The 22828-nt window shown below is 65.6% G+C and carries 27 protein-coding genes and 1 pseudogene; 20 read left to right on the forward strand and 8 right to left on the reverse strand.

The genetic code is table 11. The annotated features are described in order from the left end of the window. Positions 1 to 995 (reverse strand): annotated as a pseudogene (locus ACI944_RS01030) (Replication factor C small subunit); the annotation flags it as partial. 126 nt (positions 996 to 1121) lie between these two features. On the opposite strand from ACI944_RS01030, the gene ACI944_RS01035 reads away from it, so the two are divergent. The 9 genes from ACI944_RS01035 to ACI944_RS01075 all read left to right on the forward strand — a co-directional run bounded on the left by ACI944_RS01035 (position 1122) and on the right by ACI944_RS01075 (position 7939). Then, positions 1122 to 2162, forward strand: coding sequence for a bactofilin family protein (locus tag ACI944_RS01035; RefSeq protein ID WP_411717208.1), 1041 nt, complete (start codon positions 1122 to 1124; stop codon positions 2160 to 2162). 66 nt (positions 2163 to 2228) lie between these two features. Further along, complete coding sequence (gene samp2, locus ACI944_RS01040) at positions 2229 to 2432, forward strand: ubiquitin-like small modifier protein SAMP2 (protein WP_411717209.1); 204 nt, start codon at positions 2229 to 2231, stop codon at positions 2430 to 2432. Next, positions 2429 to 2812, forward strand: a complete 384-nt coding sequence (locus ACI944_RS01045) for a GNAT family N-acetyltransferase (protein WP_411717210.1) — start codon at positions 2429 to 2431, stop codon at positions 2810 to 2812. The genes samp2 and ACI944_RS01045 overlap by 4 nt, the downstream gene beginning before the upstream one ends. Positions 2813 to 2911: 99 nt before the next feature. Continuing rightward, positions 2912 to 3523 (forward strand): DUF309 domain-containing protein, encoded by a 612-nt coding sequence (locus tag ACI944_RS01050; RefSeq protein WP_411717211.1) that lies wholly within the window; start codon positions 2912 to 2914, stop codon positions 3521 to 3523. Positions 3524 to 3706: 183 nt separating this feature from the next. After that, positions 3707 to 4960, forward strand: coding sequence for a hypothetical protein (locus tag ACI944_RS01055; protein WP_411717212.1), 1254 nt, complete (start codon positions 3707 to 3709; stop codon positions 4958 to 4960). Beyond that, positions 4957 to 5622 (forward strand): ABC transporter ATP-binding protein, encoded by a 666-nt coding sequence (locus tag ACI944_RS01060; RefSeq protein ID WP_411717241.1) that lies wholly within the window; start codon positions 4957 to 4959, stop codon positions 5620 to 5622. Before ACI944_RS01055 ends, ACI944_RS01060 begins: the two co-directional genes overlap by 4 nt. After that, positions 5619 to 6764, forward strand: coding sequence for an ABC transporter permease (locus ACI944_RS01065; protein ID WP_411717213.1), 1146 nt, complete (start codon positions 5619 to 5621; stop codon positions 6762 to 6764). Before ACI944_RS01060 ends, ACI944_RS01065 begins: the two co-directional genes overlap by 4 nt. Before the next feature lie 94 nt (positions 6765 to 6858). After that, a complete protein-coding gene (locus ACI944_RS01070; RefSeq protein ID WP_411717214.1) occupies positions 6859 to 7035 on the forward strand; it encodes a hypothetical protein in 177 nt (58 codons plus the stop codon). A 298-nt stretch (positions 7036 to 7333) separates the two neighbouring features. Next, complete coding sequence (locus ACI944_RS01075) at positions 7334 to 7939, forward strand: hypothetical protein (RefSeq protein WP_411717215.1); 606 nt, start codon at positions 7334 to 7336, stop codon at positions 7937 to 7939. A 127-nt stretch (positions 7940 to 8066) separates the two neighbouring features. Here the strand turns inward: ACI944_RS01075 and azf are convergent, their stop codons facing one another. Then, positions 8067 to 8825 (reverse strand): NAD-dependent glucose-6-phosphate dehydrogenase Azf, encoded by a 759-nt coding sequence (gene azf / locus ACI944_RS01080; RefSeq protein WP_411717216.1) that lies wholly within the window; start codon positions 8823 to 8825, stop codon positions 8067 to 8069. Between the two features lie 148 nt (positions 8826 to 8973). Here azf and ACI944_RS01085 point away from each other — a divergent pair, with 148 nt between their 5' ends. Continuing rightward, complete coding sequence (locus tag ACI944_RS01085; protein WP_411717217.1) at positions 8974 to 10107, forward strand: CBS domain-containing protein; 1134 nt, start codon at positions 8974 to 8976, stop codon at positions 10105 to 10107. Positions 10108 to 10142: 35 nt separating this feature from the next. Then, the gene (locus ACI944_RS01090) at positions 10143 to 10412 is read left to right on the forward strand and encodes a hypothetical protein (protein ID WP_411717218.1); all 270 of its coding nucleotides are present in this window, start codon (positions 10143 to 10145) and stop codon (positions 10410 to 10412) included. On the opposite strand, the gene ACI944_RS01095 is transcribed toward ACI944_RS01090, so the two are convergent. The 3 genes from ACI944_RS01095 to ACI944_RS01105 all read right to left on the reverse strand — a co-directional run bounded on the left by ACI944_RS01095 (position 10409) and on the right by ACI944_RS01105 (position 11995). Further along, positions 10409 to 10846 carry a universal stress protein gene (locus ACI944_RS01095; RefSeq protein WP_411717219.1) on the reverse strand — a complete coding sequence of 146 codons (438 nt, stop codon included), beginning with the start codon at positions 10844 to 10846 and terminating at the stop codon, positions 10409 to 10411. The two genes, ACI944_RS01090 and ACI944_RS01095, sit on opposite strands and share 4 nt — an antisense overlap. A gap of 76 nt (positions 10847 to 10922) precedes the next feature. Further along, entirely contained in the window at positions 10923 to 11468 is a 546-nt protein-coding gene (msrA, locus tag ACI944_RS01100; protein WP_411717220.1) for a peptide-methionine (S)-S-oxide reductase MsrA, read from the reverse strand. An 89-nt stretch (positions 11469 to 11557) separates the two neighbouring features. Next, entirely contained in the window at positions 11558 to 11995 is a 438-nt protein-coding gene (locus tag ACI944_RS01105; RefSeq protein WP_411717221.1) for a universal stress protein, read from the reverse strand. A 175-nt stretch (positions 11996 to 12170) separates the two neighbouring features. Here ACI944_RS01105 and ACI944_RS01110 point away from each other — a divergent pair, with 175 nt between their 5' ends. Continuing rightward, positions 12171 to 14459 (forward strand): amino acid permease, encoded by a 2289-nt coding sequence (locus tag ACI944_RS01110; protein ID WP_411717222.1) that lies wholly within the window; start codon positions 12171 to 12173, stop codon positions 14457 to 14459. Between the two features lie 49 nt (positions 14460 to 14508). On the opposite strand, the gene ACI944_RS01115 is transcribed toward ACI944_RS01110, so the two are convergent. Then, complete coding sequence (locus ACI944_RS01115) at positions 14509 to 14688, reverse strand: hypothetical protein (RefSeq protein ID WP_411717223.1); 180 nt, start codon at positions 14686 to 14688, stop codon at positions 14509 to 14511. Positions 14689 to 14875: 187 nt separating this feature from the next. Between ACI944_RS01115 and msrB the strand changes: the two genes are divergently transcribed. The 6 genes from msrB (at position 14876) to ACI944_RS01145 (ending at position 19893) form a co-directional block, all read left to right on the forward strand. Continuing rightward, positions 14876 to 15271 carry a peptide-methionine (R)-S-oxide reductase MsrB gene (gene msrB / locus ACI944_RS01120; protein WP_411717224.1) on the forward strand — a complete coding sequence of 132 codons (396 nt, stop codon included), beginning with the start codon at positions 14876 to 14878 and terminating at the stop codon, positions 15269 to 15271. 117 nt (positions 15272 to 15388) lie between these two features. Further along, positions 15389 to 16105 carry a halocyanin domain-containing protein gene (locus tag ACI944_RS01125; RefSeq protein ID WP_411717225.1) on the forward strand — a complete coding sequence of 239 codons (717 nt, stop codon included), beginning with the start codon at positions 15389 to 15391 and terminating at the stop codon, positions 16103 to 16105. 131 nt (positions 16106 to 16236) lie between these two features. Next, complete coding sequence (gene ubaA / locus ACI944_RS01130) at positions 16237 to 17049, forward strand: SAMP-activating enzyme E1 (RefSeq protein WP_411717226.1); 813 nt, start codon at positions 16237 to 16239, stop codon at positions 17047 to 17049. A gap of 102 nt (positions 17050 to 17151) precedes the next feature. Beyond that, positions 17152 to 17589, forward strand: coding sequence for a DUF5788 family protein (locus ACI944_RS01135; protein WP_411717227.1), 438 nt, complete (start codon positions 17152 to 17154; stop codon positions 17587 to 17589). A gap of 31 nt (positions 17590 to 17620) precedes the next feature. After that, positions 17621 to 19363 (forward strand): helix-hairpin-helix domain-containing protein, encoded by a 1743-nt coding sequence (locus tag ACI944_RS01140; RefSeq protein ID WP_411717228.1) that lies wholly within the window; start codon positions 17621 to 17623, stop codon positions 19361 to 19363. Continuing rightward, the gene (locus ACI944_RS01145; protein WP_411717229.1) at positions 19360 to 19893 is read left to right on the forward strand and encodes a Mut7-C RNAse domain-containing protein; all 534 of its coding nucleotides are present in this window, start codon (positions 19360 to 19362) and stop codon (positions 19891 to 19893) included. The genes ACI944_RS01140 and ACI944_RS01145 overlap by 4 nt, the downstream gene beginning before the upstream one ends. Positions 19894 to 19910: 17 nt before the next feature. On the opposite strand, the gene ACI944_RS01150 is transcribed toward ACI944_RS01145, so the two are convergent. Further along, positions 19911 to 20828, reverse strand: a complete 918-nt coding sequence (locus ACI944_RS01150) for a ribonuclease BN (protein ID WP_411717230.1) — start codon at positions 20826 to 20828, stop codon at positions 19911 to 19913. 79 nt (positions 20829 to 20907) lie between these two features. After that, positions 20908 to 21648: a 4-phosphopantoate--beta-alanine ligase gene (locus ACI944_RS01155; protein ID WP_411717231.1), complete on the reverse strand. Its 741-nt coding sequence runs from the start codon at positions 21646 to 21648 to the stop codon at positions 20908 to 20910. A gap of 101 nt (positions 21649 to 21749) precedes the next feature. On the opposite strand from ACI944_RS01155, the gene ACI944_RS01160 reads away from it, so the two are divergent. Together ACI944_RS01160 and ACI944_RS01165 are read left to right on the forward strand one after the other, a co-directional pair. Beyond that, a complete protein-coding gene (locus ACI944_RS01160) occupies positions 21750 to 21956 on the forward strand; it encodes a hypothetical protein (RefSeq protein ID WP_411717232.1) in 207 nt (68 codons plus the stop codon). Between the two features lie 62 nt (positions 21957 to 22018). After that, on the forward strand, positions 22019 to 22813 hold the full coding sequence (locus ACI944_RS01165) for a hypothetical protein (RefSeq protein ID WP_411717233.1): 795 nt from the start codon (positions 22019 to 22021) through the stop codon (positions 22811 to 22813). The last annotated feature ends 15 nt before the right edge of the window (positions 22814 to 22828 follow it).

Below are 22828 nucleotides of genomic sequence, written 5' to 3' on the forward strand. Positions count from 1 at the left end.
TCGGTGTTATAGAACTTGATCCGGGTCGATTCTATCCGGGCCTCGCTCAACGCGAGTCCGGCGAACGCGGCGAGCTTTGGCGTCAGTTCCCAGGGTGGCTCGATCGGGCGGGAACGGTTATTGTTCGGTGAGACGTACTGGATCGCATCGACGTGTTTTCGGAGTGATTCCCGTGACTCGTCCAAGGAGCGCAGATACGAGAGCGAGCAGACACTCGATGTCGCATCGAGGTCAATGTCGGCGGCTTCGCGTCGGTAGCGTTGGATCGTCTTCGTTTTTGCTTCGATCCGGTCCGTTTTTGCTTCGATCCGGTCGGCTATCTCGTCGTTTGTTTCCCCGGTTCGAATCCCTTCGAAGACCGCTTTTTTGATTCCGACGTGGTTCTGTGTCGCCGGAATCCCGTGTCGTTCCGCGAATGCTTCGGTCACGTGGACGAACACGCGGTCGCCATCGAGGGCGTCCACCCACTCGATCGTCCCGTCGGTTTCAGGGAGCGGCGTTCCGTGGGGTCGGGCGATGCGATCACCGGCTTCCAGATCCACAGCCTGTCTCCACGAGAGCCCGTCGTCGTCGATCGTCAACAGACGATGTTCCGGTGTGACCGTCGACTCGCCGCCGTCCCGTGTCGAGACGCGAACGAGATCGTCGGTCTCCGTTCCGAACACGTGTGATGGGGAGACGAACTCGAACCCGCTGTTTTTGTCGAACGTCGCCACCTCGAGATCGGCATCCGCCTCGGTGAGTCCATCCGTTTCGCCGACGACGTTTCCGATTGGTTCGATCCCGTCGCCCGTCAGGACCGGCGTCTCACCGGTGAGACACTTTCCCGTTCCGGCCGGCCCCGCGAACAGAAGATGCGGCAAGTCTTGCTGATCAATGTACTGCTTCAGCCGTTCGGTGATACCCTCGTGGCCGACGATCTCGTCGAGCGCCTGCGGGCGGTACTTCTCGATCCAGATTTCCCGCCCGCGGTCCTCGGCAGCGGCCTCGCTCATATTTGTACCTCGGTCGGGTCGGGCATAAAGGCCCCGAGACGGCGGGCCGTGTGGGCCTCCGGGCGTCGCTGGATCCCCTCGAGGAGACGCGGAAAACATATGCACGGCGGCGGTCAGATCACCCCTATGCGACGCTCTGTTGTCCTCCTCGCGCTCGTCGGCCTTGTCGCCTCGTTCGCCCTCCTCCCGGGGGTCGTCGCCGCGGAGACGCTCGTCGGCGGATCGGTCCAGGTCGGCCCCGAGGAGACGGTCGGGGACACCTCCGCGGCCGGTGCGACCGTCGTGGTCGAGGGGACCGTCGACGGCGACCTCCGGGTCTACGGCGGGTCGGTCCGCATCGCCGAGGGGGGCGAGGTGACGGGGATCGTCCGCGCCTACGGCGGGTCGGTCGCGATCGACGGATCGGTCGGCGGCAACGTCCTCGCATACGGCGGGTCGGTCCGCGTCGGCGAGACGGCCGCCGTGGGGCGCTCCTTCGGCGCGGTCGCCGGTGATGTGACGCTTTCGGGTCGAGTCGGTGGCGACGCCTCGGCGATCGCCGGTTCGGTCACGCTCGCCGAGACCGCGACCGTCGAGGGGAACCTCAATCACTTCGGCGACCTCGAAGACCGGGGCGGGACGGTCGAAGGCGCGATCCAGGACGGTCGCGACCTCGCGCTCGGTCCGCCGACCGAGATCCTGGCCGCCGTCGTCAGCGCTGCCTTCCTGATCGGTGATATCCTCCTGGGTCTCGTTCTCCTCCGGGTCGCACCGCGCTTTGCCGACTCGGCGACCGAGACGGCGCGGACGGAGCCGGTCTACACCGTCGGCGTGGGGCTGGCGGCGGCGATCGGGTCCCTCCTCGCGGTCGTTGTCCTTGCCGTGACGGTGGTCGGCCTTCCGCTCGCCGTCGGCGTGTTGCTCTCGGTGCTCGTGTTGGGGTGGGTCGCCCGGGTCTACGGGCAGTACGTCGTCGGCGCGGTGGTGCTCTCGTACACGGAGTACGGGAGCCGCTCGCTCGCCCTCCTCGTCGGCGTGTTCGGGGTGACGCTCCTCGGACTCGTCCCGTACGTCGGGGCGCTCGTCTCGGTCATCGTCTTCGGCGTCGGCGCGGGCGTAGTCGTGCTCGGGTTGTCGTCGTTGCGACGGCTCGCGAGCCAGCGCCGGGGCGGCCTGGCGGATATTTGAATCCATCCGTACCGACCGGACGGCCGGAACAGCACGCTGAAACCGCTCGACATCGTACCGGCGCACATGGACGTGACGTGTGAGGTCCTCGGCGGCGGGATCCACGACCTCGAACTCGACGCCGACGCGACCTACGGCGACGTGCTCGATGCTGTCGGCCTCTCGACCCACGAAGCCTCCGTGCTCGTTGACGACAGTCCCGTTCCCGAGGACCGCCCGGTCGGGGCCGAGTCGGTTCAGGTGCTCAAGCTTATACAAGGCGGAACGTGAGCCGCTCGGTCGCCGTCCGCCCCGCGACGCCCGACGAGTACGTGACTGCCCGGTCGATCTTCGAAGGGGCACTGTTGACCGTCGAGCGCGGCCGCCTCGTCCGATCGTTGACGCTCGTCGCCGTCGACGGCGGCCGGATCCTCGGCGCGTTGGTCCTCAGGGGATGTGAGATCGACGCGGTCGCCGTCCGCCCCGGTCGGCGGGGACAGGGCGTCGGGGCGGCGCTGATCGAGGCGGCCGCCGACCGCCGTCCGTCGCTCTCGGCGGGGTTCGATCCCTCGGTACGGCCGTTCTACGTGTCGGCGGGGTTCGACATCCGCTGTTCGGAGGGGCGATGTCGGGGGCGACGTCCGGGGCCGGTGGAGTCGGACGGCGGCTAATGGCGCGCGACAGCGGTCGCCGACACTGGTGTCGCGACGGACGCTGTCGGCCGCGCCTCCGGCGACGGCCATTTATATATCCAGTCGAAACGGGCGAACATGGATCGCCTGCGAGTCGGGATCGCCCTTTATAATACCGGACGCTACCTCGCGGCTCATGAACCGCTTGAGGACCTGTGGCTCGACGCGCCGGCCGGCGAGCGTGACGACCGCGTACAGGGGCTGATACAGGCCTGTGCCGCCGTATATAAGTCGCAAAACGGCAACGAAGCAGGCGCGGCCGGACTCGCGGAAAGCGCGGGCGAGTATATACCCATCAGCGGGGACACCGGGAGGGAGGCTCACGGCCGCGTCGACGTCGGCGAACTTCTCGCGTGGCTCGAGCGACTCGCCGCCGATCCGACGCTCGGGGCCCGCGACGCCCCACCCGAGATTCATCTCGACGGCGACGCCATCGGCGTCTACGACCTCACCCCGGGGGGCGTCGTCACGGCGGCGAAAGCGGTCGCGGAGACGGCCGACGACGACCTGCTCCGCGCGGCCGTCGACTACGCCGAATCCGACCTCGAGAACGGTGATGAGGCAAGCCCGATCGTGACGCTCACGCTGGATTACGTTCGCGACCCGGCGCCGATCGTTCGGCAGCGTCTGAGCGACCACGTCGGGCGGCGACGATCACGGGCGGCCGACGTCGAGGGGCTGTTCGAGTGAGCGGAGGGCGGGGGTCCGATTCGACGGCGTCCGGCCTGTTGGGCGGTATCCGAGCGGTTGAGACGAGTCCGAAGGTTCGATCCGAATCCGAGAGACTGACGCCTGTCCGAGGTTGGTTTCGACGTCTGGCCGTGCGATGACAACTGTTTAACTCGGCGAGCGTTTATATATGATTAACAAGAGATGTACGGTCTCGACACGGTCGGTGACGGACTTCGGGATCGAGGTCCGGCCGACGACTCGGCGGTTTCGATGACTGGGCGTACGAACGTGCGGCGGTTGGTGTTTTGTATGATGGTGTGTGCGTTCGCGTTCGCCGGCCTCGGCGTCGCGGCGGTCTCCACGTCCGCGGCACAGACCAACGGACAGATCACCGGCGTGAACGTGACCACCGATAACCCGGTCACGGGCGATAGCGTGCTGATCGAGACCACGATCGCGAACCTCGAGAGCAGCGACGGGAACCTGGACATCACAGACGTTTACCTCCGGACGGCGCCGGGGGCGAAGACGTTCGTTCGGGTCGAAGAGATCGGCACGCTCGATCCCGGTGGATCGGTCACGGTCCCGATGTCGGTGACGTTCGAGACGACGGGTGAGAAGGACTTGACGGTGAACGTCGTTGTCAAGAGCGATGACGGCACGATCCAAACGTATGAGCGCCCACTGATACTGGACGTTGAGGAGCCAAGGGTGCGCGCCCAACTGGACGCCGACGCCGACAACGGCCGGTACGGGACGACCCAACTGGACGTGACGAACGCCGGCAACGTGGAGTTCACCGACATCGAACTAACCGCCAGCGCGGACGGTACAGTGATCGACCGGACCTACATCTTTGATCTGGACCCCGAGACGAACCGGACGGCTGTCTTCGACACCAGAAACGCCTCGAACGAACGCGTCACGTTCGAGGCCACATTCACGGCGAACGACCGGTCTCACACCGCAACCCACACGATCGACCTGCGGGAGCGCGAGGAGGTGCTCGGTGAGGTGCTGCTCACGAGCGTCGAGATCACGCGAACGGCAACGGGCGTCACGCTCGAGGGCGACGCCTCGAACATCGGCGGCACCGACGCCGGGTCGGTACTCGTCGAGGTGTCCGGCTCCGCGGACGTACGGCCGGTACCGCCGTCCGGCAGGTACTTTGTCGGAGAGGTCGAGACGGGCGAGTTCGCGACGTTCGAACTCACTGCGGAGGCGCAGCCGAACGCGTCGTCCGTCCCCGTCGAGATCTCGTATATCGCCGAGAACGAACGGGTGCAGACGACCCAGCGCATCGACCTCGCGGAAACCGGCGGGGTGACGCCGGCGGCCGAAAGCAGCGGGGGCGGGGGCGGCAACGTCGGCGGTCTTCCGCTCGTGCCGATCGCGATCGGCCTCGGCGTGCTCGTAGTTCTCGGTGCGGGTGTGTACACATGGCGCAGGCGGTGAACGTCATCGAACTCGGCGGCGTCGTCAAGCGGTATCGGAGCGGGCAGAACGTCGTCGAGGCGCTGAAGGGCGTCGACTTCCACGCCCGTCACGGCGAGATGGTGACGATCATCGGACCCTCCGGATCGGGAAAGAGCACGATGCTCAACCTGATCGGCCTGCTCGATACGCCGACCGAGGGCAGCGTCTACCTCGACGGGACGGACGTGACCGACTTTACCGGGGACGAACTCACCGAGGAGCGTCGGTCGAAACTCGGCTTCGTCTTCCAGGCGTTTCACCTGTTGCCGATGCTCACCGCCGTCGAGAACGTCGAGTTGCCCTCACGGTGGGACACCTCCGTCGACCGGCGCGATCGGGCGATCGACCTGCTGGAACGGGTGGGGCTCGGTGACCGGCTCGACCACACGCCGGAGGAGCTCTCCGGCGGACAGAAGCAGCGCGTCGCCATCGCCCGCTCGTTGATCAACGAACCCGACGTAGTGCTGGCCGACGAGCCGACGGGCAACCTCGATCAGGACACGAGCAGGACCATCCTCGAGGAGCTCACCCGGCTGAAAGAGGAGGAGGACGTCGCGATCGTCGCCGTCACGCACGACGAACAGCTGCTTGAGTACACCGATCGGGTCGTCGAGTTGGTCGACGGGAGGATACAGTCGTGACCCGGTTTCGACCGTTCCGGCGGTTCCCGAGCGTGGAGATCGCCTGGCAGAACCTCGGCCGCAACCGGGTCCGGACGGGGCTTGCGACGCTCGGTATCATCATCGGCGTCGTCGCCATCGTCTCGCTCGGTATGGCGGGGGCGGCGATCCAACAGCAGGCGAACACGAATCTGGGCAGCCTCACGAGCGACGTGATCGTTTCGTCGGGGGCCGACAGCGATCAAGACGGGATCACCGACGGTCAAGTGGACGACATCCGGAGCGTTGTCGTCGACGCCGATGTCGTCCCGCAGAAATCCAACGCGACGACGCTTTCCACGCGGAGCGGAGAGAGCGTCCGCGTCTCCGTTACCGGGGTAAGCCAGGCGGATGCGCTCTATGAGACGTCGGCTGGGGAGGCCCCCGAGCGGCTCCGTTCCGGCGCGCTGTTGAGCGCCGACACGGCCGAGGAGTTGGGGCTAGAACTCGGCGATCCCGTGGAGTACGACGGGACGTTGTATCGGCTCCGGGGGTTCATCGAATCCGATGACGGGTTCGGTCCCGGGGGGGACGAACTTGTCCTCCCGCTCTCGGCGCTCTCCGAGCAGGAGTACTACGACACGGTGACGGTTGTCGCCGCGGACGGCGACGCGGCCACCAGCATCGCCGACACGCTCGAAGCCGAGTTCAACGACGAGGACGAGGAGATACTGAGTGTCAGGAGTTTCGCGGGAGCACAGGAGGACATCAACTCCTTCCTGGGGACGCTCAACCTCGCGCTGCTCGGGATCGGACTGATCTCGCTCGTCGTCGCGAGCGTTGCGATCCTCAACATCATGCTGATGAGCACGATCGAACGCCGCGGCGAGATCGGCGTGTTGCGCGCCGTCGGGATCCGCCGCGGCGAGGTGCTCCGGATGATCCTCGCCGAGGCCGCGTTCCTCGGGATCATCGGCGGGATCATCGGCGCGATCCTGTCGCTCGGGACCGGCCTCGTCCTGTTCGAGGTCCTCGCCGGGGACGCAACGTTGGTCTTCGGCTGGGAGAGTTCGCGGTACCTGCTGTACGGCTTCGGGTTCGCCGTCTTCGCGAGCGTGGTAAGCGGGCTGTATCCGGCCTGGAAGGCGGCCAACGATCCGCCGGTCGAAGCCCTGCGGGGGTGAGAGGGCCGTCCGACGGGGATCACCCCCGCGACGATAATAAATTAGTATCACACACGACACCAACGTATGTATGCGCGGGAACCGTACAGCCGGTATGGCAGACGACGCGTTCTACTGCGAAACCTGTGACGAGGACGTTGCTCACAACGACATCAACACGATCACGGACGTTCCCGAGGTTAATCTGGATCGGTTTAGGTTCATCGAGGGATCCGCTGAGGTATATAAATGCGGCGTGTGCGGGGAGATCCTCGGCTTCAATCCCACTTAGTACCCAGTAGGGTATGGTGAATTACTCTCAGTTCCCATTAGAAGCCGATTCACATTCCGTGAAAGGTGAAAACACATATTCTGAGGGAAGTCATCCATGCTCCCGGCTTCACTATTTCTCTGCGCTTCAGCCTCAGGTAGTTCGGCCAACTCGGGAATATGTGAAGGGGAGTCATGATTAATATTAATGATTTTTAACTGTACTACATTCACCTGAACTCATACATTGGGGAAGGCCCTGTGTTCTATTGCCAGACACCCTGATTACTTTTTATTCTTGATAATGAGACTATGACTGAATGGTAAACGAAACTGTAGCCCTATTCATACCCCTGTTATTGGCCGTTGTGACCGGTCTATCTTCCTTTCTCAGGGAAAGCGTAGATTTGGAATCTGCAGTAACTCAAAATCGTTCCTCTTTCCCGGGGTTTTTGTCTTTCCTTCCCCCGCTTGGTCGATTTCCGGTGATTCATCTTACTAATATTCTACTCCTTTTGATTGGCATTAGGCTTATAAAAGACGTCGCTACAGACAGTCAAACAGCGGTCCTTGGTGCGGTTGTTCTGGGGGTCTTTCTGCTGATTTTGCCGATAATTGAGATACGCTCACTTGACCGAGTTCTTGATAAAAGAGGCTCTAAGTGGTTTTATCCAAGGTCCTACTATTATCACTGCATTTCTATGACTTTTCTCTCCCTGTCCTTTTTCGGATTCGTAGAACTACAGGTGATGGTTATCAATTTCTTCGTCTTACGCGGTTTTACCGTTAGTGGAACTGCAATTTGGCTACTCAACCGTGTTTTGGGACTTATGCTTATTCCATCGGTAGCGATAGGGCTGTTATCTCTCTATTGGTCAATGGTCTGGCTAAATACTGAAATACAACAGATTGACCACAGGAACTAGACCCCCCAGTCTGTACTACAAGCGAACCGCCAGATGGCGACCGCCCACCGACACGCCGTGTATGGCTACAAACTCAGGGTATGCGGATCGGCAGAAATCCCGATTTTCGTTAACGGCCTAAGAGCGGCTAAGAGCTTCGCTCCTCGCCGTCCCACTCCGCGGAGTTGTCCCGCGGCTGGTAGCCCAGCGCCTCCTTCGCGCGCTCGAGTGAGTAGTACTTGCGGTCGTTATCGGAGATGCCGTAGACGATCTCGTAGTCGTAGTCGGCGCGCAGCGCGCAGTCGTGGAGGTGCGCACAGTCGCGATAGGAGAGCCACATCGCCTGCCCGCGCTCGTAGTCAACCGGCGGGTGTCCCCGGGTGAGGTTGCCGATCCGGATGTTGCAGACGTCGATGCCGTATTCGTCGTGGTAGTACCGGCCGGTCGTCTCGCCGGCGGCCTTCGAGATCCCGTAGTAGTTGCCGGGGCGGGGCAGTTCCGTGCCGTCGAGTCGGAAGTCGTCGTCGGGCTGATAGAGGTCGGGTTTGCGCTCGGCCTCGAAGTGGCCGACGGCGTGGTTCGAGGAGGCGAAGACGAACCGCGAGACGCCCGCGTCGACGGCGGCATCGTAGAGCAGTTTTGTTCCGTGGATGTTGTTCTCGAGCACCGAGTCCCACGGGGCGTCACGCCGGGGGTCGCCGGCAAGGTGGACGACCGCGCCAACGTCCGCGCAGGCCTCGGCGATGAGTTCCTCGTCGGTGACGTCGCCGACGAGGTACGGGTGATCGGGATCGAACGGCGGCGGGTTGTGGAACAGGTACCGCCAGTCGTACTCGTCGGCGAGCCCTTCGCGGATGGCCGTCCCGACCGATCCCTTGGCCCCGGTGAGCAACACGGTCTCGTCCATATAAATAAATGGACGCGACAGCCGGGTAAGAAACGTGCGGTTCGCGCCCGAACGCGTCGTTCCCGGGGCGCTCGTAGCAGGCTGCTACCGGGGTCTCGCCCCGGATGGCCTCGAAAAGCTTCTTTGGTACCCTGGTTGAGGGTCGAGTATGTTCCGTGGGTTCCGCGTCGGGTCGGTCGCCGGTATCCCGATCAAACTCGACGTTACCTTCCTCCTCATCCTCCCCGTATTAGCGTATCTCATCGGCAGCGGGATGGCCGATGCGGTGACAGCGCTCAACGCCGTCCTCGGCGCTGGCCTCGACGCGGAAGCGTTGACAGCGGGGGCGACGCCGTGGGCCATCGGGTTCGCGTCAGCCACCGGGCTGTTCGTCTGCGTGTTGCTCCACGAGTTGGGCCACGCCGCTGTCGCCCGCCGGTACGGCTACGAGACCGAGTCGATCACGCTGTGGCTACTCGGCGGGATCGCCCGCCCCGAGGAGCGCCCGGAGCGTTGGAACCACGAGCTATGGATCGCGCTGGGCGGCCCCGTCGTCAGCGTCGCGTTGGGGGTCGGCTGTTTCGTCGCCATCAACGCTGTCCCGTCCGAGCCGTGGCGGTTCGTCGTCAGCTACCTGGCGGTGTTGAACATCGTCCTCGCCGGGTTCAACATGCTCCCGGCGTTCCCGCTAGACGGCGGACGGGTGCTCAGGGCGCTGCTCGGTCGAACGCGGTCGCACGCGGCCGCGACCGAACTCGCCGTCTCCGTCGGGAAGTCCTTCGCGGTCGTGTTGGCGATCATCGGGATCGTCGCGTTCAACCCCTTTCTGGTCGCGGTTGCGTTCTTCGTCTACATCGCGGCGGCGGCGGAGGGCCGGCGGACCGCGCTGGCGGCGACGTTCGAGGGTGTCCGCGTCGCCGACGTGATGACGCCGGCCTCGGAACTCAGCGCCGTCGAACCGACCGAATCGCTCGCCGAGGTGCTCGATCGGATGTTCGGCGAGCGTCACACCGGCTATCCGGTCCTCGAGTCGGGGCGACTCGTCGGTGTCGTGACGCTCTCGGACATCCGAGACGTCGCGCCGGACTCGCGGGCGACGACCACTATTGAGGAGGCGATGAGCACCGACCTCGAAACGGTCGGCCCGGACACCGAGGCGATGGAGGCGATGACGAGGCTTGAGCGCGGCGACGTCGGTCGGCTGCCGGTCGTCGACCGGACGGGGGCGCTCGTCGGCCTCGTGACGCGTTCGGACCTCGTGACCGCGATGACGGTCATCCGCGAGCGGCGCGCCGATCGATAGGGTCGACTTATTTGTGTGGGTACGCTTTTATTGGTGTGACTGGGAGCCCGCCGGCTGATGACCAAGGCGAATCGGGGGCGGTGTCCGCGCGCGACGAATCGCCCCACGAGGGGGTCGTGCGCGTTCGGGAGGCGCTCATCGGCCTCGGATTCATCTGGCTGACCGCGGTGTCGACGTTCGGAGCGGCCGGCGCCGCGGTGTACGGCGTGCGGACATCATCGGAGTATGTTCTCGTCGCCGTCGTCGCCGCGGGACTTGCCGCCGCCGCCGGGTCGGCGGCACTCCGGACGTTTGGCTACCGCTAGTCCTCGTCGCCGCCGTCCACGCGGACCGTCAACACGGGCGTATCGGCTCCCCGGACGACGCGCTCGGTGACGCTCCCGAGAAGATACCGGTCGAGGCCGCTCCGGCCGTGGGTCCCCATCACGATGAGGTCCATCTCCGCTTCCTCGGCGTATTCGAGGATCGACTGGTGAGGCGTGCCGTCCTCGAGGGCCGTTTCGACCGCGACGCCGGCGTCGTCGGCGCGTTGGCGGATGTCCGAGATGGCCTCCTCGCCGATCTCCCGGAGGCGGGCCTCGACCTGCCCGTCCATCATCTCCGGGGCGTATGGGATGTCTTCGACGACGAAGAGGACGTGCAGTTGGGCGTCGGACTGGGCGGCCAGTCCAATGGCCTGTTTGACCGCGCGGTCGTTCCCCCGGCTTCCGTCGGTCGGCAGCAGAATCCGGTCGTACATACTCGGGTCATTTCCCCACCAGTACAAAGAACTACTCCCAGCATCGCAACCGCTGGGACACGCCGGCCGTTGCCCCTCAAGCAAGCAACTCGGCGTGTTTATCTCGCAGTTTCGACAGCTTCGGGTTTATATTGACCGTACAGTAGGTGTCGTTGGGATTCTTATCGAAGTAATCTTGATGATACTCCTTGGCGGGGTAGAACGTCTCTAGTGGTTCGACCTCGGTCACGATGTCGTCGTCGTGCAACGGCTCGATCGTCTCGATGACATCCTCGACGACCTGGCGTTGCTCGTCGTCGTGGTAGTACACCGCCGATCGGTACTGGCTACCGATGTCGGGTCCCTCGCGGTTCAGCGTCGTCGGCGTGTGAATCGTGAAGAACACTTCGAGCAGATCCCGAAAGGCGATCTTCGCCGGATCAAACTCGACATGCACCACCTCAGCGTGGCCGGTCTCGCCGCGGCAGACTGCCTCATAGCTTGGGTCATCGACGTGGCCGCCGGCGTAGCCGGAGGTGACTGATCGGACGCCGTCGAGTTTCTTGAGGACGGCTTCGACGCACCAGAAGCAACCGCCGCCCAGTGTCGCGGTCTCGAGTTCGTCGTGGCTGGCATCGGACATACCCCTCTTTGCGGTTCGAGAGGCTTGAATCGTCGCGTCGCGGCCACCGATCGCGAACGAACTGACGCCGAATCCGACTCGAATGCCCGTCAGTCCCCGCCGGACTCGCGGGGCAGCGCAACGACCGGGCAGTCCGCCTCGGTGACGAGCCGCAACGATCGGTCTCCCGAGAGAAACTGGAGGAGGCGGTTCCCGCCGCGTGCGCGGTAGGCGACGGCGCTGGCATCGACTTCCGCCGCGGCCTCGAAGATCGCGCCAACGACATCGCGGGCGTATGCGGTGTGGTCGTCGGCGTCCGGAAAGACCCTCCGAACCGCGGCGTAGGATGCCTCGGCCAGTTCCTCGGACTGTTCGACGGGCGTCTTGTCGGGGGCGCCCTCTCCCTTCTCGACGACGTGGAGGGCCGTCACCCGCCCGGGATCGTAGGGTTCGAGCGCTCGCGCCGTCACCAGCGCGTTCTCCTCGTTCGCGACCGGCACGAGAACGTGCGCGAGCAACCCGCCACCGTCGGACTGAGAGGTGGTCATAACCGGTATCTACCGTCGAAGTATTTATACCCTTTCGAGGGTCGACGGCGGTCGCCCCGTTCCGACAACGTTTAGCAATATATAAAAGAGGTGCGGCAGAACGACCGCGTATGTTTTGTCGATATCATTCCTTTCACACCTTGGTATCACTCCATCGGTACGTGGGTGAAAGCGCATGAGCGACGAGGAACTCGCAAAGGACCTCGGCCCGCTCGCCGCGCTCACCATCGGCGTCGGGACGATGATCGGCGCGGGTATCTTCGTCCTTCCGGGGACGGCGGTGCTCCGGGCCGGTCCCCTCGCCGCGGGCACGTTCGTTCTCGGCGGCGTCATCGCGCTGTTTACCGCCCTCTCTGCCTCGGAACTCGGCACCGCGATGCCGAAATCCGGCGGCGCGTATTTTTATATCAACCGCGCGCTCGGGCCGCTGTTCGGTTCAATCAGCGGGTGGGCCAACTGGCTCGGCCTCGCCTTTGCCTCCGCCTTTTATATGTACGGCCTCGGCGAGTACGTTAACACGCTCGTCGGCGCGCCCGCGTTGTCGGTCGGCCCGCTGTTTCTTGAGGCCGCCCAGGTGATCGGCCTCGTCGGCGCTCTGTTCTTCATCGCCGTCAATTACGCCGGAGCAAAGGAGACCGGCGGTCTCCAGATCGTCATCGTCCTGCTGCTTTTGGGCATTCTCGGGCTGTTTACCGTCGTCGGCCTGCTGAACGCCGATCTGGCCTCGCTTCGCCCGCTGGCCCCACCCGGCTCGATCGGCGAGGTGCTGCCCGTCACCGCCATCGTCTTCGTCTCGTATCTCGGCTTCGTCCAGATCACCTCGGTCGCCGAGGAAATCAAGGACCCCGGCCGGAACCTGCCCCGTGCGGTCATCGGGTCGGTCGTTCTCGTGACAGTCGTTTATGGGCTCTTCTTGCTCGTGCTGTTGGCGTCGGTACCGAACGATCTCGTCGCGGGCAACGACACGGCGGTCGTTGACGCCGCCCGGCTGCTGTTCGGCCAGTACAGTCTCTTCGGGTTCGAATTGGGCGTTCTCGGGTGGGGATTGTTGCTGTTCGGCGGCCTGCTCGCGACGGCCTCCTCGGCGAACGCCTCTATTCTCTCGTCGTCGCGGATCAACTTCGCGATGGGCCGAGAAAGGATCGTCACCCCGAGTCTCAACGAGATCCACGAGCGCTTCGGGACGCCGTACAAATCGATCGCGCTCACCGGGGCGCTCATCATCGTCTTCCTGCTCGTCGGCAACCTGGAGCTACTCGCGACCGCGGGATCGGTGCTCCATCTCATCGTTTACGGGCTGTTGAACCTCGCGTTGATCGTGATGCGCGAGTCCGAGCCGCCGGGGTACGACCCCGACTTCGAGGTGCCGCTGTACCCGCTTGTCCCGGTCGTCGGCACGGTCTCGTCGTTCGCTCTTATCGCGTACATCGAACCCCGTGTGATCGTGCTCTCGGGCGGGCTGGTCGCCTTCGCGGCGCTTTGGTACTTCTTGTACGCCCGCTCGCACGTCGAAGCGAGGGGTGTCCTCGGCGGCTGGATCCTCGATCGCTCCGAGGAACTCCCCGACGCGGCCGTCTCAGCGGCGACCTCCGTCCAGCCGGAGGGCGACGACTACCGCGTGATGGTGCCGCTGTCGAACCCCGCCACGGAGCAGCATCTGATCACGCTCGCCTCCGCCGTTGCGAACCAACACGACGGCACGGTCGTCGCAATCAACATCGCGAACGTGCCCGACCAGACCACGCTGGAGGCCGCCCGCGATCGCGGTGCCCACAACGCCGCCAGCGACCTCCTCGAGCGCGCCCAAACCGATGCCGAGACGTTTGGCGTCGATGTCGAGACCCACGTCATTCTCTCACACCGGGGCTTCGAGGAGATCTTCGACGCCGCGCGAACCTATGGGGCGGACGTCACGGTGATGGGCTGGGGCGAGGACGCCCACGGCTCGCCGGGGCGCGCGGAGTCGGCCATCGACGAGCTGGCGTACTCGCTGCCGTGTGACTTCCTCGTCTTCCGGGACCGCGGCTTCGACCCCTCGCGGCTCCTCGTGCCGACCGCGGGCGGCCCCGACTCGGAGCTCTCGGCCGCCGTCGCTCAAACTCTCCGGGCCGAGTTCGACTCGGCCGTGACGCTCCTGCACGTCGCCGACGACGAGGTCGAGGGCCGGGCGTTCCTCGAGTGGTGGGCCGAGGCGAACGGCCTCGAAGACGCCGAGTTGCTCGTCGAAACCGGTGATATCGAGGCGAACATCGCTCGTGCCGCCGAGGACGCTACCATGCTTGCCATCGGTGCGACCGAGCGGGGCCTGCTCTCGCGGCTCGTCCAGGGATCGCTCGTGTTGGACGTTCTGTACGACGTCGAGTGCTCGGTGCTCTTGACAGAGAAAGAACACGAACGCGGGATCAAAGAGCGACTCTTCGGGTCCGGCGCACGCGCCGACCGCGACGGCGGGACCGAGGACTGACGCCCCGCGTCGCCTCAAATACGTTCGGCGGGCACCGATTGGTGCCGTATCAGGAGGTCGTGAAACCAGCCGCCCCGTCGTACTCCTCGAGCACCCACTCGAGCTCCTCGATCGCCCGGAGGACGGCCACCTCGGCCGCGTCCTCAAACTCCGATGACGGCGGATCGTAGTCGTCGTACTCGGCTTCCAGTTCCTCGATCCGCTCGCGGATTTCGGCCTCGGTGCGCATACATGACTCGACCGGCGGAGGCCTCTTTGGGTTTGGGGCACGCGCCTGGGGTCGACAAAGGAGAGACTTAATACCGACACGCCGAGGGGGTGGGCGACGGCGTCGTCGACAGCCGGATCGCGGCAACGATAGCGGAACCCTGGGCCGCCCCCGCAACGGCAAAGCCGCTGGAGACCGAACATCGAGTATGGACTCGGAGATACCACAGACGGACGCCGAGTGGCGTGACGCACTCACCGACGATGAGTACCAAATCCTGCGCGAGCAGGGGACCGAACCGAAGTTCTCCGGCGAGTACCTCGGCAAGAGCGAGGAGGGGGTCTACCAGTGTGCCGGCTGTGGGGCCGAACTGTTCGACTCGGAGACGAAGTTCGACTCGAACTCGGGGTGGCCCTCATTCTACGATGCCAAGGAAGGGGCCGTCGAACTCCGCGAGGACCGCAGTCACGGCATGGTCCGGACGGAAGTCGTCTGTGCGCGGTGTGAGGGACACCTGGGGCACGTCTTCGAGGACGGGCCCGACCCGACCGGCGAGCGTTACTGCATGAACTCGGTCGCGCTCGAGTTCAACGACGGTGAGTGACGGCCGAACCAGGGTCGCGCGGGCGCTACAGCCATCGCATCCAGGCGAATCACCGAAAGGCGGCGCTGCATTGTAATGCGAAAATAAAAATAAACCCACCGACAATGGCGAGCACGAATGACAGCTCACGACGGGGCCGGGATGACTCGGCGCAATCTCTTCCGTGTCGGTGTCGGTGCGGCGACGGCCGCAGCGGCGACAGGGGCGGCCGGACCGACCTACGCACAGGAGGAGTTTGATTACGGCGGCTGGTTCGAGGACGCGAACAACTACGACGGGACAGTCGATATGACCGGCGAGGACGAGGTCATCGTCGAGGTCGGCGCCGGCGAGAATAACCTCGCGTTCGGTCCGCCGGCGGTCCACGTCGACACGGGCACGACCGTCGTCTTCGAGTGGACCGGCGAGGGCGGTACCCACAATGTCGCGGAACGGGAGTCCGGAGAGCGATACGAGAGCGACCTCGCCAGCGAGGCCGGCACGCGCTACCCGCTGACCTTCGAGAGTGACGGCATCAGCACGTACGTCTGCACCCCCCACGCGACCGTCGGCATGAAGGGCGCGGTCGTCGTCGGTTCCGGGGATGGCGTTCCGGACGTCTCCGTAGGCGAGATGAGCGTCGGCGCCGGTGGTGGCGACGGCGGTGGAGAGTCCGGCGGCGACGGCGAGGGGTCCGACGGCGGTAGCGGCGACGGCGGAGACGAGGAAGCCCCGCCGGCAATGCAGGGCGACAACAGCGTCTTCGCCCTGTTCGGCCTCTCGGCCGTCATCGCGTTCCTCTCGCCGTTCGCGTTCATCATGTTGATGCGTCGAAACAGTGAGGAAGACGTGTAGAAGGGGTGTGTTCCGGTGGCGACGGGCGGCAAACGGTCCGTCTAGCCACGTCACGCCCTGCCCGATGCGTCGATCCCTCTCGATGCGCTCCCACCCGACGGATTTTATATCGGCGCGCATAACGGTCGGACATGGCCGGGCTTGACCTCGACGCCGAACAACTCGACCGGTACTCCAGACACATCATCATGGACGATGTCGGCCCCGCCGGCCAGGCTCGACTGCTCGACTCGTCAGTCCTCTGCATCGGGGCCGGTGGTCTCGGGTCGCCGATCATCCAGTATCTGGCGGCGGCCGGCGTCGGCACGCTCGGGATCGCCGACGACGACGCCGTCGAGCGCTCGAACCTCCAGCGCCAGGTCATCCACGGCGATGCCGACGTCGGCCGCCAGAAGGTCGAGTCCGCCCGCGAGTTCGTTGAGCGGCAGAACCCCGACGTGACGGTCCGAACCCACGACTGTCGGGTGGAGGCCGACAACGTCGAGGAGTTGATCGAGGAGTACGACGTCGTCGTCGACGGCTCCGACAACTTCGCTACCCGGTATCTCGTCAACGACGCCTGTACGCTCGCCGGCGTTCCCTTTGCCCACGGCGCGATCCTCCGTTTCGAGGGGCAGGTGACGACCTTCGAGGCCAACGAGGGCGGGCCCTGTTATCGGTGTCTGTTCCCCGAAGCGCCCGAACCCGGCACCGTTCCCGACTGTGCGACCGCGGGCGTGTTGGGCGTGCTTCCGGGCACCGTCGGCTGTATCCAGGCGACCGAGGCCGTCAAGCTCGTTTTGGAGTACGGCGAGACGCTCGACGGTCGGATGGTGTTTTACGACGCCGCCGACATGACGTTCCGGGAGATCGCCGTCGAACCGCGCCCCGACTGCGCAGTCTGCGGCGACGGCGGGATCGACTCGATCCACGACGTCGAGTACGAGGATACCTGCACTATCTGAGCTCCGGGGGCGACGGGCGGTGGCGGCTCCGAAAGTGTACCCGGGGGCAAGTGGGTGTCCCCGGACGGGAAGTATTTGTCCCCGCGTGCCCGATTGTGACGTGTGCAGGAGTACGAACGCAAGCAACTCCTCGAACGGATCGGCCGGGAGGGGTCGACGCTCGGGGTCGACATCCCCGAGCGCATCGATATCCAAGGCGAGGAGGTACAACTCCAAGAGTTCGTCTTCGAGATCAAGCGTCGCGAGACGGTCCCCGAGGGCGAACGCGACCGCGTCGAGCGGGCCAAGCGCAACCTGCGGCGCGAGCGCCTCGAACGCAAGGAACTGATCGAGGACGGCGAGATCGGCTTCGAGGAGGGCGAGCGACTCGCCGACGCGGTCGTCGGGATCGATCGGGCGCTCGAGGCATTGGAGAGCCTCGGTCCCGAGAGCGTCGAGGCGGAGGCGAAACGGCAGGAGACCGCGGACACCAAACGCTGGATGGACTTCCTAAAGAAGGCCCTCGGCCGCGACGACGGCCCGGAGGTACGGGGACCATGAGACGGACAGGCGAACGCGGAGGGATAGAGGTATGAGCGAGAACGACGCTGTCGCTACGCTGCTGGAGGAGATGGCCGATCACCTCGAAGCGCGCGATGTCGAGTTCAAACCGAACGTCTACCGCCGGGCGGCCGAGAGCATCCGGGGGCACACGGTCGCGATCGAGCGCCTCAACGAAACCGGGGGCGAGGACGCCATCGCCGAAATCGACGACGTCGGCGAGGCGATCGCCGCGAAGACGGCCGAGTACCTCGAGACGGGGACGATCGAGGAACTCGAGGAACTCCGCGAGGAGATGCCCGTCGAGATGGACGCGCTCACCGCCGTCGAGGGGGTCGGGCCGAAGACCGTCGGCGCGCTGCACGAGGCGCTCGGGATCGAGACGCTCGACGATCTCGAGGCGGCCGCCGAGACCGGCGAGATCCGGACCGTGAGTGGGTTCGGCGAGAAGACCGAGGCGAACATCCTCGAACGGATCCCCTTTGCCAGGGAGGCCAGAGCCCGAAGCCTACTCGGCGACGCTCGCCCCGTCGCCGACCGCCTCGTCGAGTTCGTCGGAGACCTCGACGCGGTCAGCGCCGTCGAGACGGCTGGGTCGATCCGGCGGTGGCGGCCAACGATCGGTGATGTCGACGTCCTGGCGGCGAGCGAGGACGGTGCGGCCGTCGTCAGCGCGTTCACCGACTGGGAGAGGGCGGAGTCGGTTATCGAGGCCGGGAGTAACAAGGCCTCTATCCGCGCCGACGGCGAACGCGTCGACCTCCGGGTCGTCGTCCCCGGAGAGTTCGGCGCGGCGCTGCAGTACTTTACTGGGAGCAAAGAGCACAACGTTGCGCTCAGGAACCGCGCGATCGAACAGAGTCTGAAGCTCAACGAGTACGGCGTTTTTGACGTCTCCGAGGTCGACGATCCCGACGCTGGCCAGCGCGTCGGCGAACGAGTCGCGGGCGAAACCGAGATCGGCGTCTACGACGCCGTCGGGATCGACTTCGTTCCCCCGGAACTGCGCGAGAACCGCGGCGAGATCGGGGCCGCGGCCGACGGCGAGCTCCCGAATCTCGTCGAAACGGCCGACGTGCGCGGCGACCTCCACCTCCACACGACCGCCTCCGACGGGACGGCGACGATCGAGGGGATGGCCGCGGCAGCGGCCGAGTTCGGCCACGAGTACCTCGCAGTCGCGGACCACGCGACCGGGCCCGGAATGGTCGGCGGCGTTGGACTTGGCGACGAGGACTTGCTCGATCACGCCGACGCGATCCGGGCAATCGACGAGGAGACGGATATCGATGTCCTTGCAGGCGTCGAGGCGAACATCGGCGCGGACGGCTCGATCAGCGTCGGCGAGGACGTCCTCGCGGCACTAGATTGTGTGGTCGCCTCGCCGCACAGCGGGCTGGACGACGACGGAACTGACCGGCTCGTGGCCGCGACCGAGCACCCCGAGGTCGATATCCTCGGCCACCCGACCGGCCGACTGTTGAACCAGCGCCCCGGTCACGACGTCGACATCGAGCGCCTCGCGACGGCGGCCGCCGATACCGAGACCGCCCTCGAGATCAACGCCGATCCGAGACGGCTCGATCTGCGCTCGAGCTACGTCAAGGCCGCCATCGAGGCCGGCGCGACGATCGCAATCAATACCGACGCCCACAGGACCGCCGCGTACGCGAACGTCCGCTTCGGCGTCCACACGGCCCGTCGCGGGTGGGCGGAGCCGGCGGACGTATTGAACTGCCGTGACGCGGCCGGCGTCCGCGAGTTCCTCGGATGACGGGCGAGAGAGGCTCGGCTCCGGACGGGCCGGAAACTCCGGACGACACCGAAACGCCCGACGACGACAAGGAGATCCGCCCGGAAACGGATCGGCTGCTGCTCGACGTCATGCTCGGCAAACTCGCCGTCTACCTCCGCGTCTGTGGGTACGACACCGCCTACGCCCTCGATCGGGGGCTCGAAGCCGACGATCGCATCGCCGCCCTCGCCGAGGCGGAAGGCCGTCGACTGCTCACCCGGGATGTCGAGTTGGCCGATCGGGTCGAGGGAGCGGTGTTGCTGACCGAACGGGACCCTCAGGCCCAACTCGCCGAACTCCGGGCGGCCGGCGTCGAACTCGTGCCGGATGACGAACCCGCGTACTGTGGGCGATGCAACGGCCGGCTCGAGCCGGTCCCGGCGAGGGCGGACACGCCTGAGTACGCCCCCGACACACAGGAGGTCGACTGCTGGCGCTGTCGCTCGTGCGAACAGTTGTTCTGGCTCGGCAGCCACTACGAGCGGATGAAATCGGTTCTTACGGCGTAACGCCCCCGAGGCGCGGCTTAATTGGTGTTCGGCGACCACTCCTCGCAGGCGTCCATGTCTTCCATCGTCTCGCTGTGGAGCCCGCAGTACGGCACCAATCCCTCCTCAGTTCGGACGTACCGGAAGTACGCGCAGTTGCCGCAGTACCGATCGCTGATCGGTGCGGCCGAGCCGTCCCCGTCGTCGAGGAGTTCAGCATCGTCGGAAAAGTCTGGCTCGCGAATCGGGGACGCGCTGTCGGTGCCGCCGTCAGTCGAGTTCGCTACCGTAGTGCCCGATTTCCGTTCAACACCGGCACCGGTTCGGGACGCGGTCGACCCCCCGTTCGGGGCGGAGCGGTTCGTCTGGGTTTCGGCGTCGCCGTCGGGCGTCGCGCCGAGCATCCCGATCCCACCGAGTTTTCCCCGGAGTTCGTCGTTCGAGACCTCGACGACACGCGTTTCACCCTCCTTGGTGATCTCCAGCGACACTGTGCCGCCAGGGTCGTTGCGCGCTTTGAAGTTGGCGACGGCGCTGAACAGACACCAGCTCGTGACGATCGCGCCTATAAAGTACGTCGCCGAGACGGCGAGCGTCATCGTCGTGTCCCCGGAGCCGCCGACCCAATCGACCGGGTACCAGCGGGTGAACATCCCGACGCCGGCGAAACAGACGAGTGCGCCGATGGCGGCGGTCGCTTGGAGTCGCCGCGACGCCCGCGGGAGCGCGACCATCGTTCCGAAGAGGACCGCCGGAAGCCCGAGACCGCCCAACACGCCGGCCAATTCGCGCGCCCCGAACTGATCGAGCCCGAAGTACGCGCCCAGATCGGTTGACGCGACGACGAGGCCGGCGGTGACGAGCACCGCCCCGACCCCGAATAGCGCGACACCGGCGTACAGCCGCCGGAGGCCGGCCCCGCCGCCTCCCCTGTAGACCTCCGTGAGGCTAGCCATACCGACTGTACTTCCCCAACCCACAAAACACTATGTCAGACGGGCGTAAGACGGGGTAGGGCCGATGTCGCGAGAGCGATCACAGATCCCTGATCCGTTCCTCGGCGGCCGCGAGCGTCGCCTCGCGATCGAAGCCGTCAACGATCGACGACAGCGTCGCCTCATCGGCGCCGGCCAGTTCTCTCGCGTGTTCGGTCATGTTCGGCACTGCCCGGATCAGGTTGTCGATTATCGGGACAGCCGCCGACTGCGCCGAGCGAGACATCGGGTTGAGATCGACGACCACTTCTGTCGTTCCCATCGCGGCGAGTGCCTCGGCGCGGTCGCCGTCCTCCAAGGGCACTAACACGACATCTGCCGCCCCGATTCCGTCCGCATCGACCTTCGCGCGCTCGTGATCGAGGCCGGGGATCCGTCCGTCAGCCGTCGCCCCTTTGACGTCCTCGGCACCGTGTTCTTCGAGGTGGGCGATGATCCGTTCGATTCGCTCGTCGGTCCGGTTGAACAGGTTAACCTCGATGTCGGCCCCGGTCGCCGTCGCCAGCGTGACGATTTCGTCCGGCACGAGCGCCGCGACGTTGCCGTTGACCGAGAGGACAGCGTGGTCAGCACGGAGCAGGTGGGCGGCCGCTGCGCGCTCGGCGTTGTCTGCGCTCGGGATCGTCTCCTCGCCGAGCAGGTAGTCGAACGCCTCGCCACGACCCTGTGCGATGAGGCCCTGTCGGGACGTGAGGCCGCGGTCGACACCCGCCTCGATGCGGTGTCGCGTCAGGAGCGACTCGTATCTGGGGTGTGAGTCCGGGATCTCCGGGCCGGTCATATCACCCGGTGGGTGACCGCGGATCAAAAGACTCCCGCTCGCGCATCAAGTTTCCGGCCCAAACCGTCCGGTTTTATTCGCCGCCGTCGGAACCCCCGGGTATGGATACTAACGAACTGCGGGCGACGCTCGGCGATACCGGCCTCGCCGGGGTCGGGCTCGCCTGTCTGGGCCTCGTCATCGTCGGACGACAGAACCGTCGGGCCGCCGTCGGCGCAGCCGCACTCGCCGTCGGTGCCGGGCTGGTCGCCCACGGCCTCGTTGGCTCGTTCTTGGAGTCGATAGGCATGAGCTACGAGGACCTCTAGGGGCACGGGCTCGTGCGGCCGGGACTCAAGTTTTATACCTCCGTCACGGCCACGTGTCGGTAATGGGACTCCAATGTTCGCTCCTCGGTCACGCCTTCGAGGACGCCGGGGTAGAGCGCGAGCGCGAAGAGCAGGGCAGCGAGGTGGTCACCACCGAACGGGAAATCGAACGCTGTCGTCGCTGCGGCACGGAGCGTGTCGTCTCCGAGAGCACAGAGGTCGCGGCCGTCGTCGACGCCTCTGACGTCGGCCTCGAGGCCGGGTCGGCGCCGGATTCCGGTGCGTCGAGCGCGGCGGCAAACACGGATGCGGGCACGAACGATTCGGACAGTCCCGCAGATCCTGACACTGGGATCACGGGTGCGATCGAACGCAGCGACACTGACGCGGCGGGCATGGAGACGGATCCGGACGGGACGGGACTCGACGCGACACCCCCTGGGGCCGCCGAGTCAGAGGGCCTCGAGACCGATGGACCGACGGGATCGTCGACTGCGCTCGATCCGAACGCGGGGGGAGACGAGAGCGCCGGCTCCGAAGGCCCCCCGGATCCGGCCGAGGAGGACGCCGAGATTCTCACCGACGACGGCGACGAGGACGCGGACCCGGGGGACCGAGAGCCCGGCGAGTGGCCCGGCGGTACCGGGGGGAACGCCGAGGCGAGCGATGCCGGCGGCGACGACGTGGGGGAGGCCCCGCTGGCCCCCGGTGAGGAGTCGCTGTCGGGAATCACGGTGCCGGAGGGGGAGATCGTCTGTCCCGACTGCTCGTTCCAGGTCGGAGCCGACTCGGGGTATCGAGCCGGCGACCCCTGTCCGGAGTGTGGCGCGTGGCTGGAGGCCGAACGAAACCAGTAAACCTTCGGATTCCGA

The organism is Natronomonas sp. (assembly GCF_046710025.1).
GTDB lineage: Archaea > Halobacteriota > Halobacteria > Halobacteriales > Haloarculaceae > Natronomonas.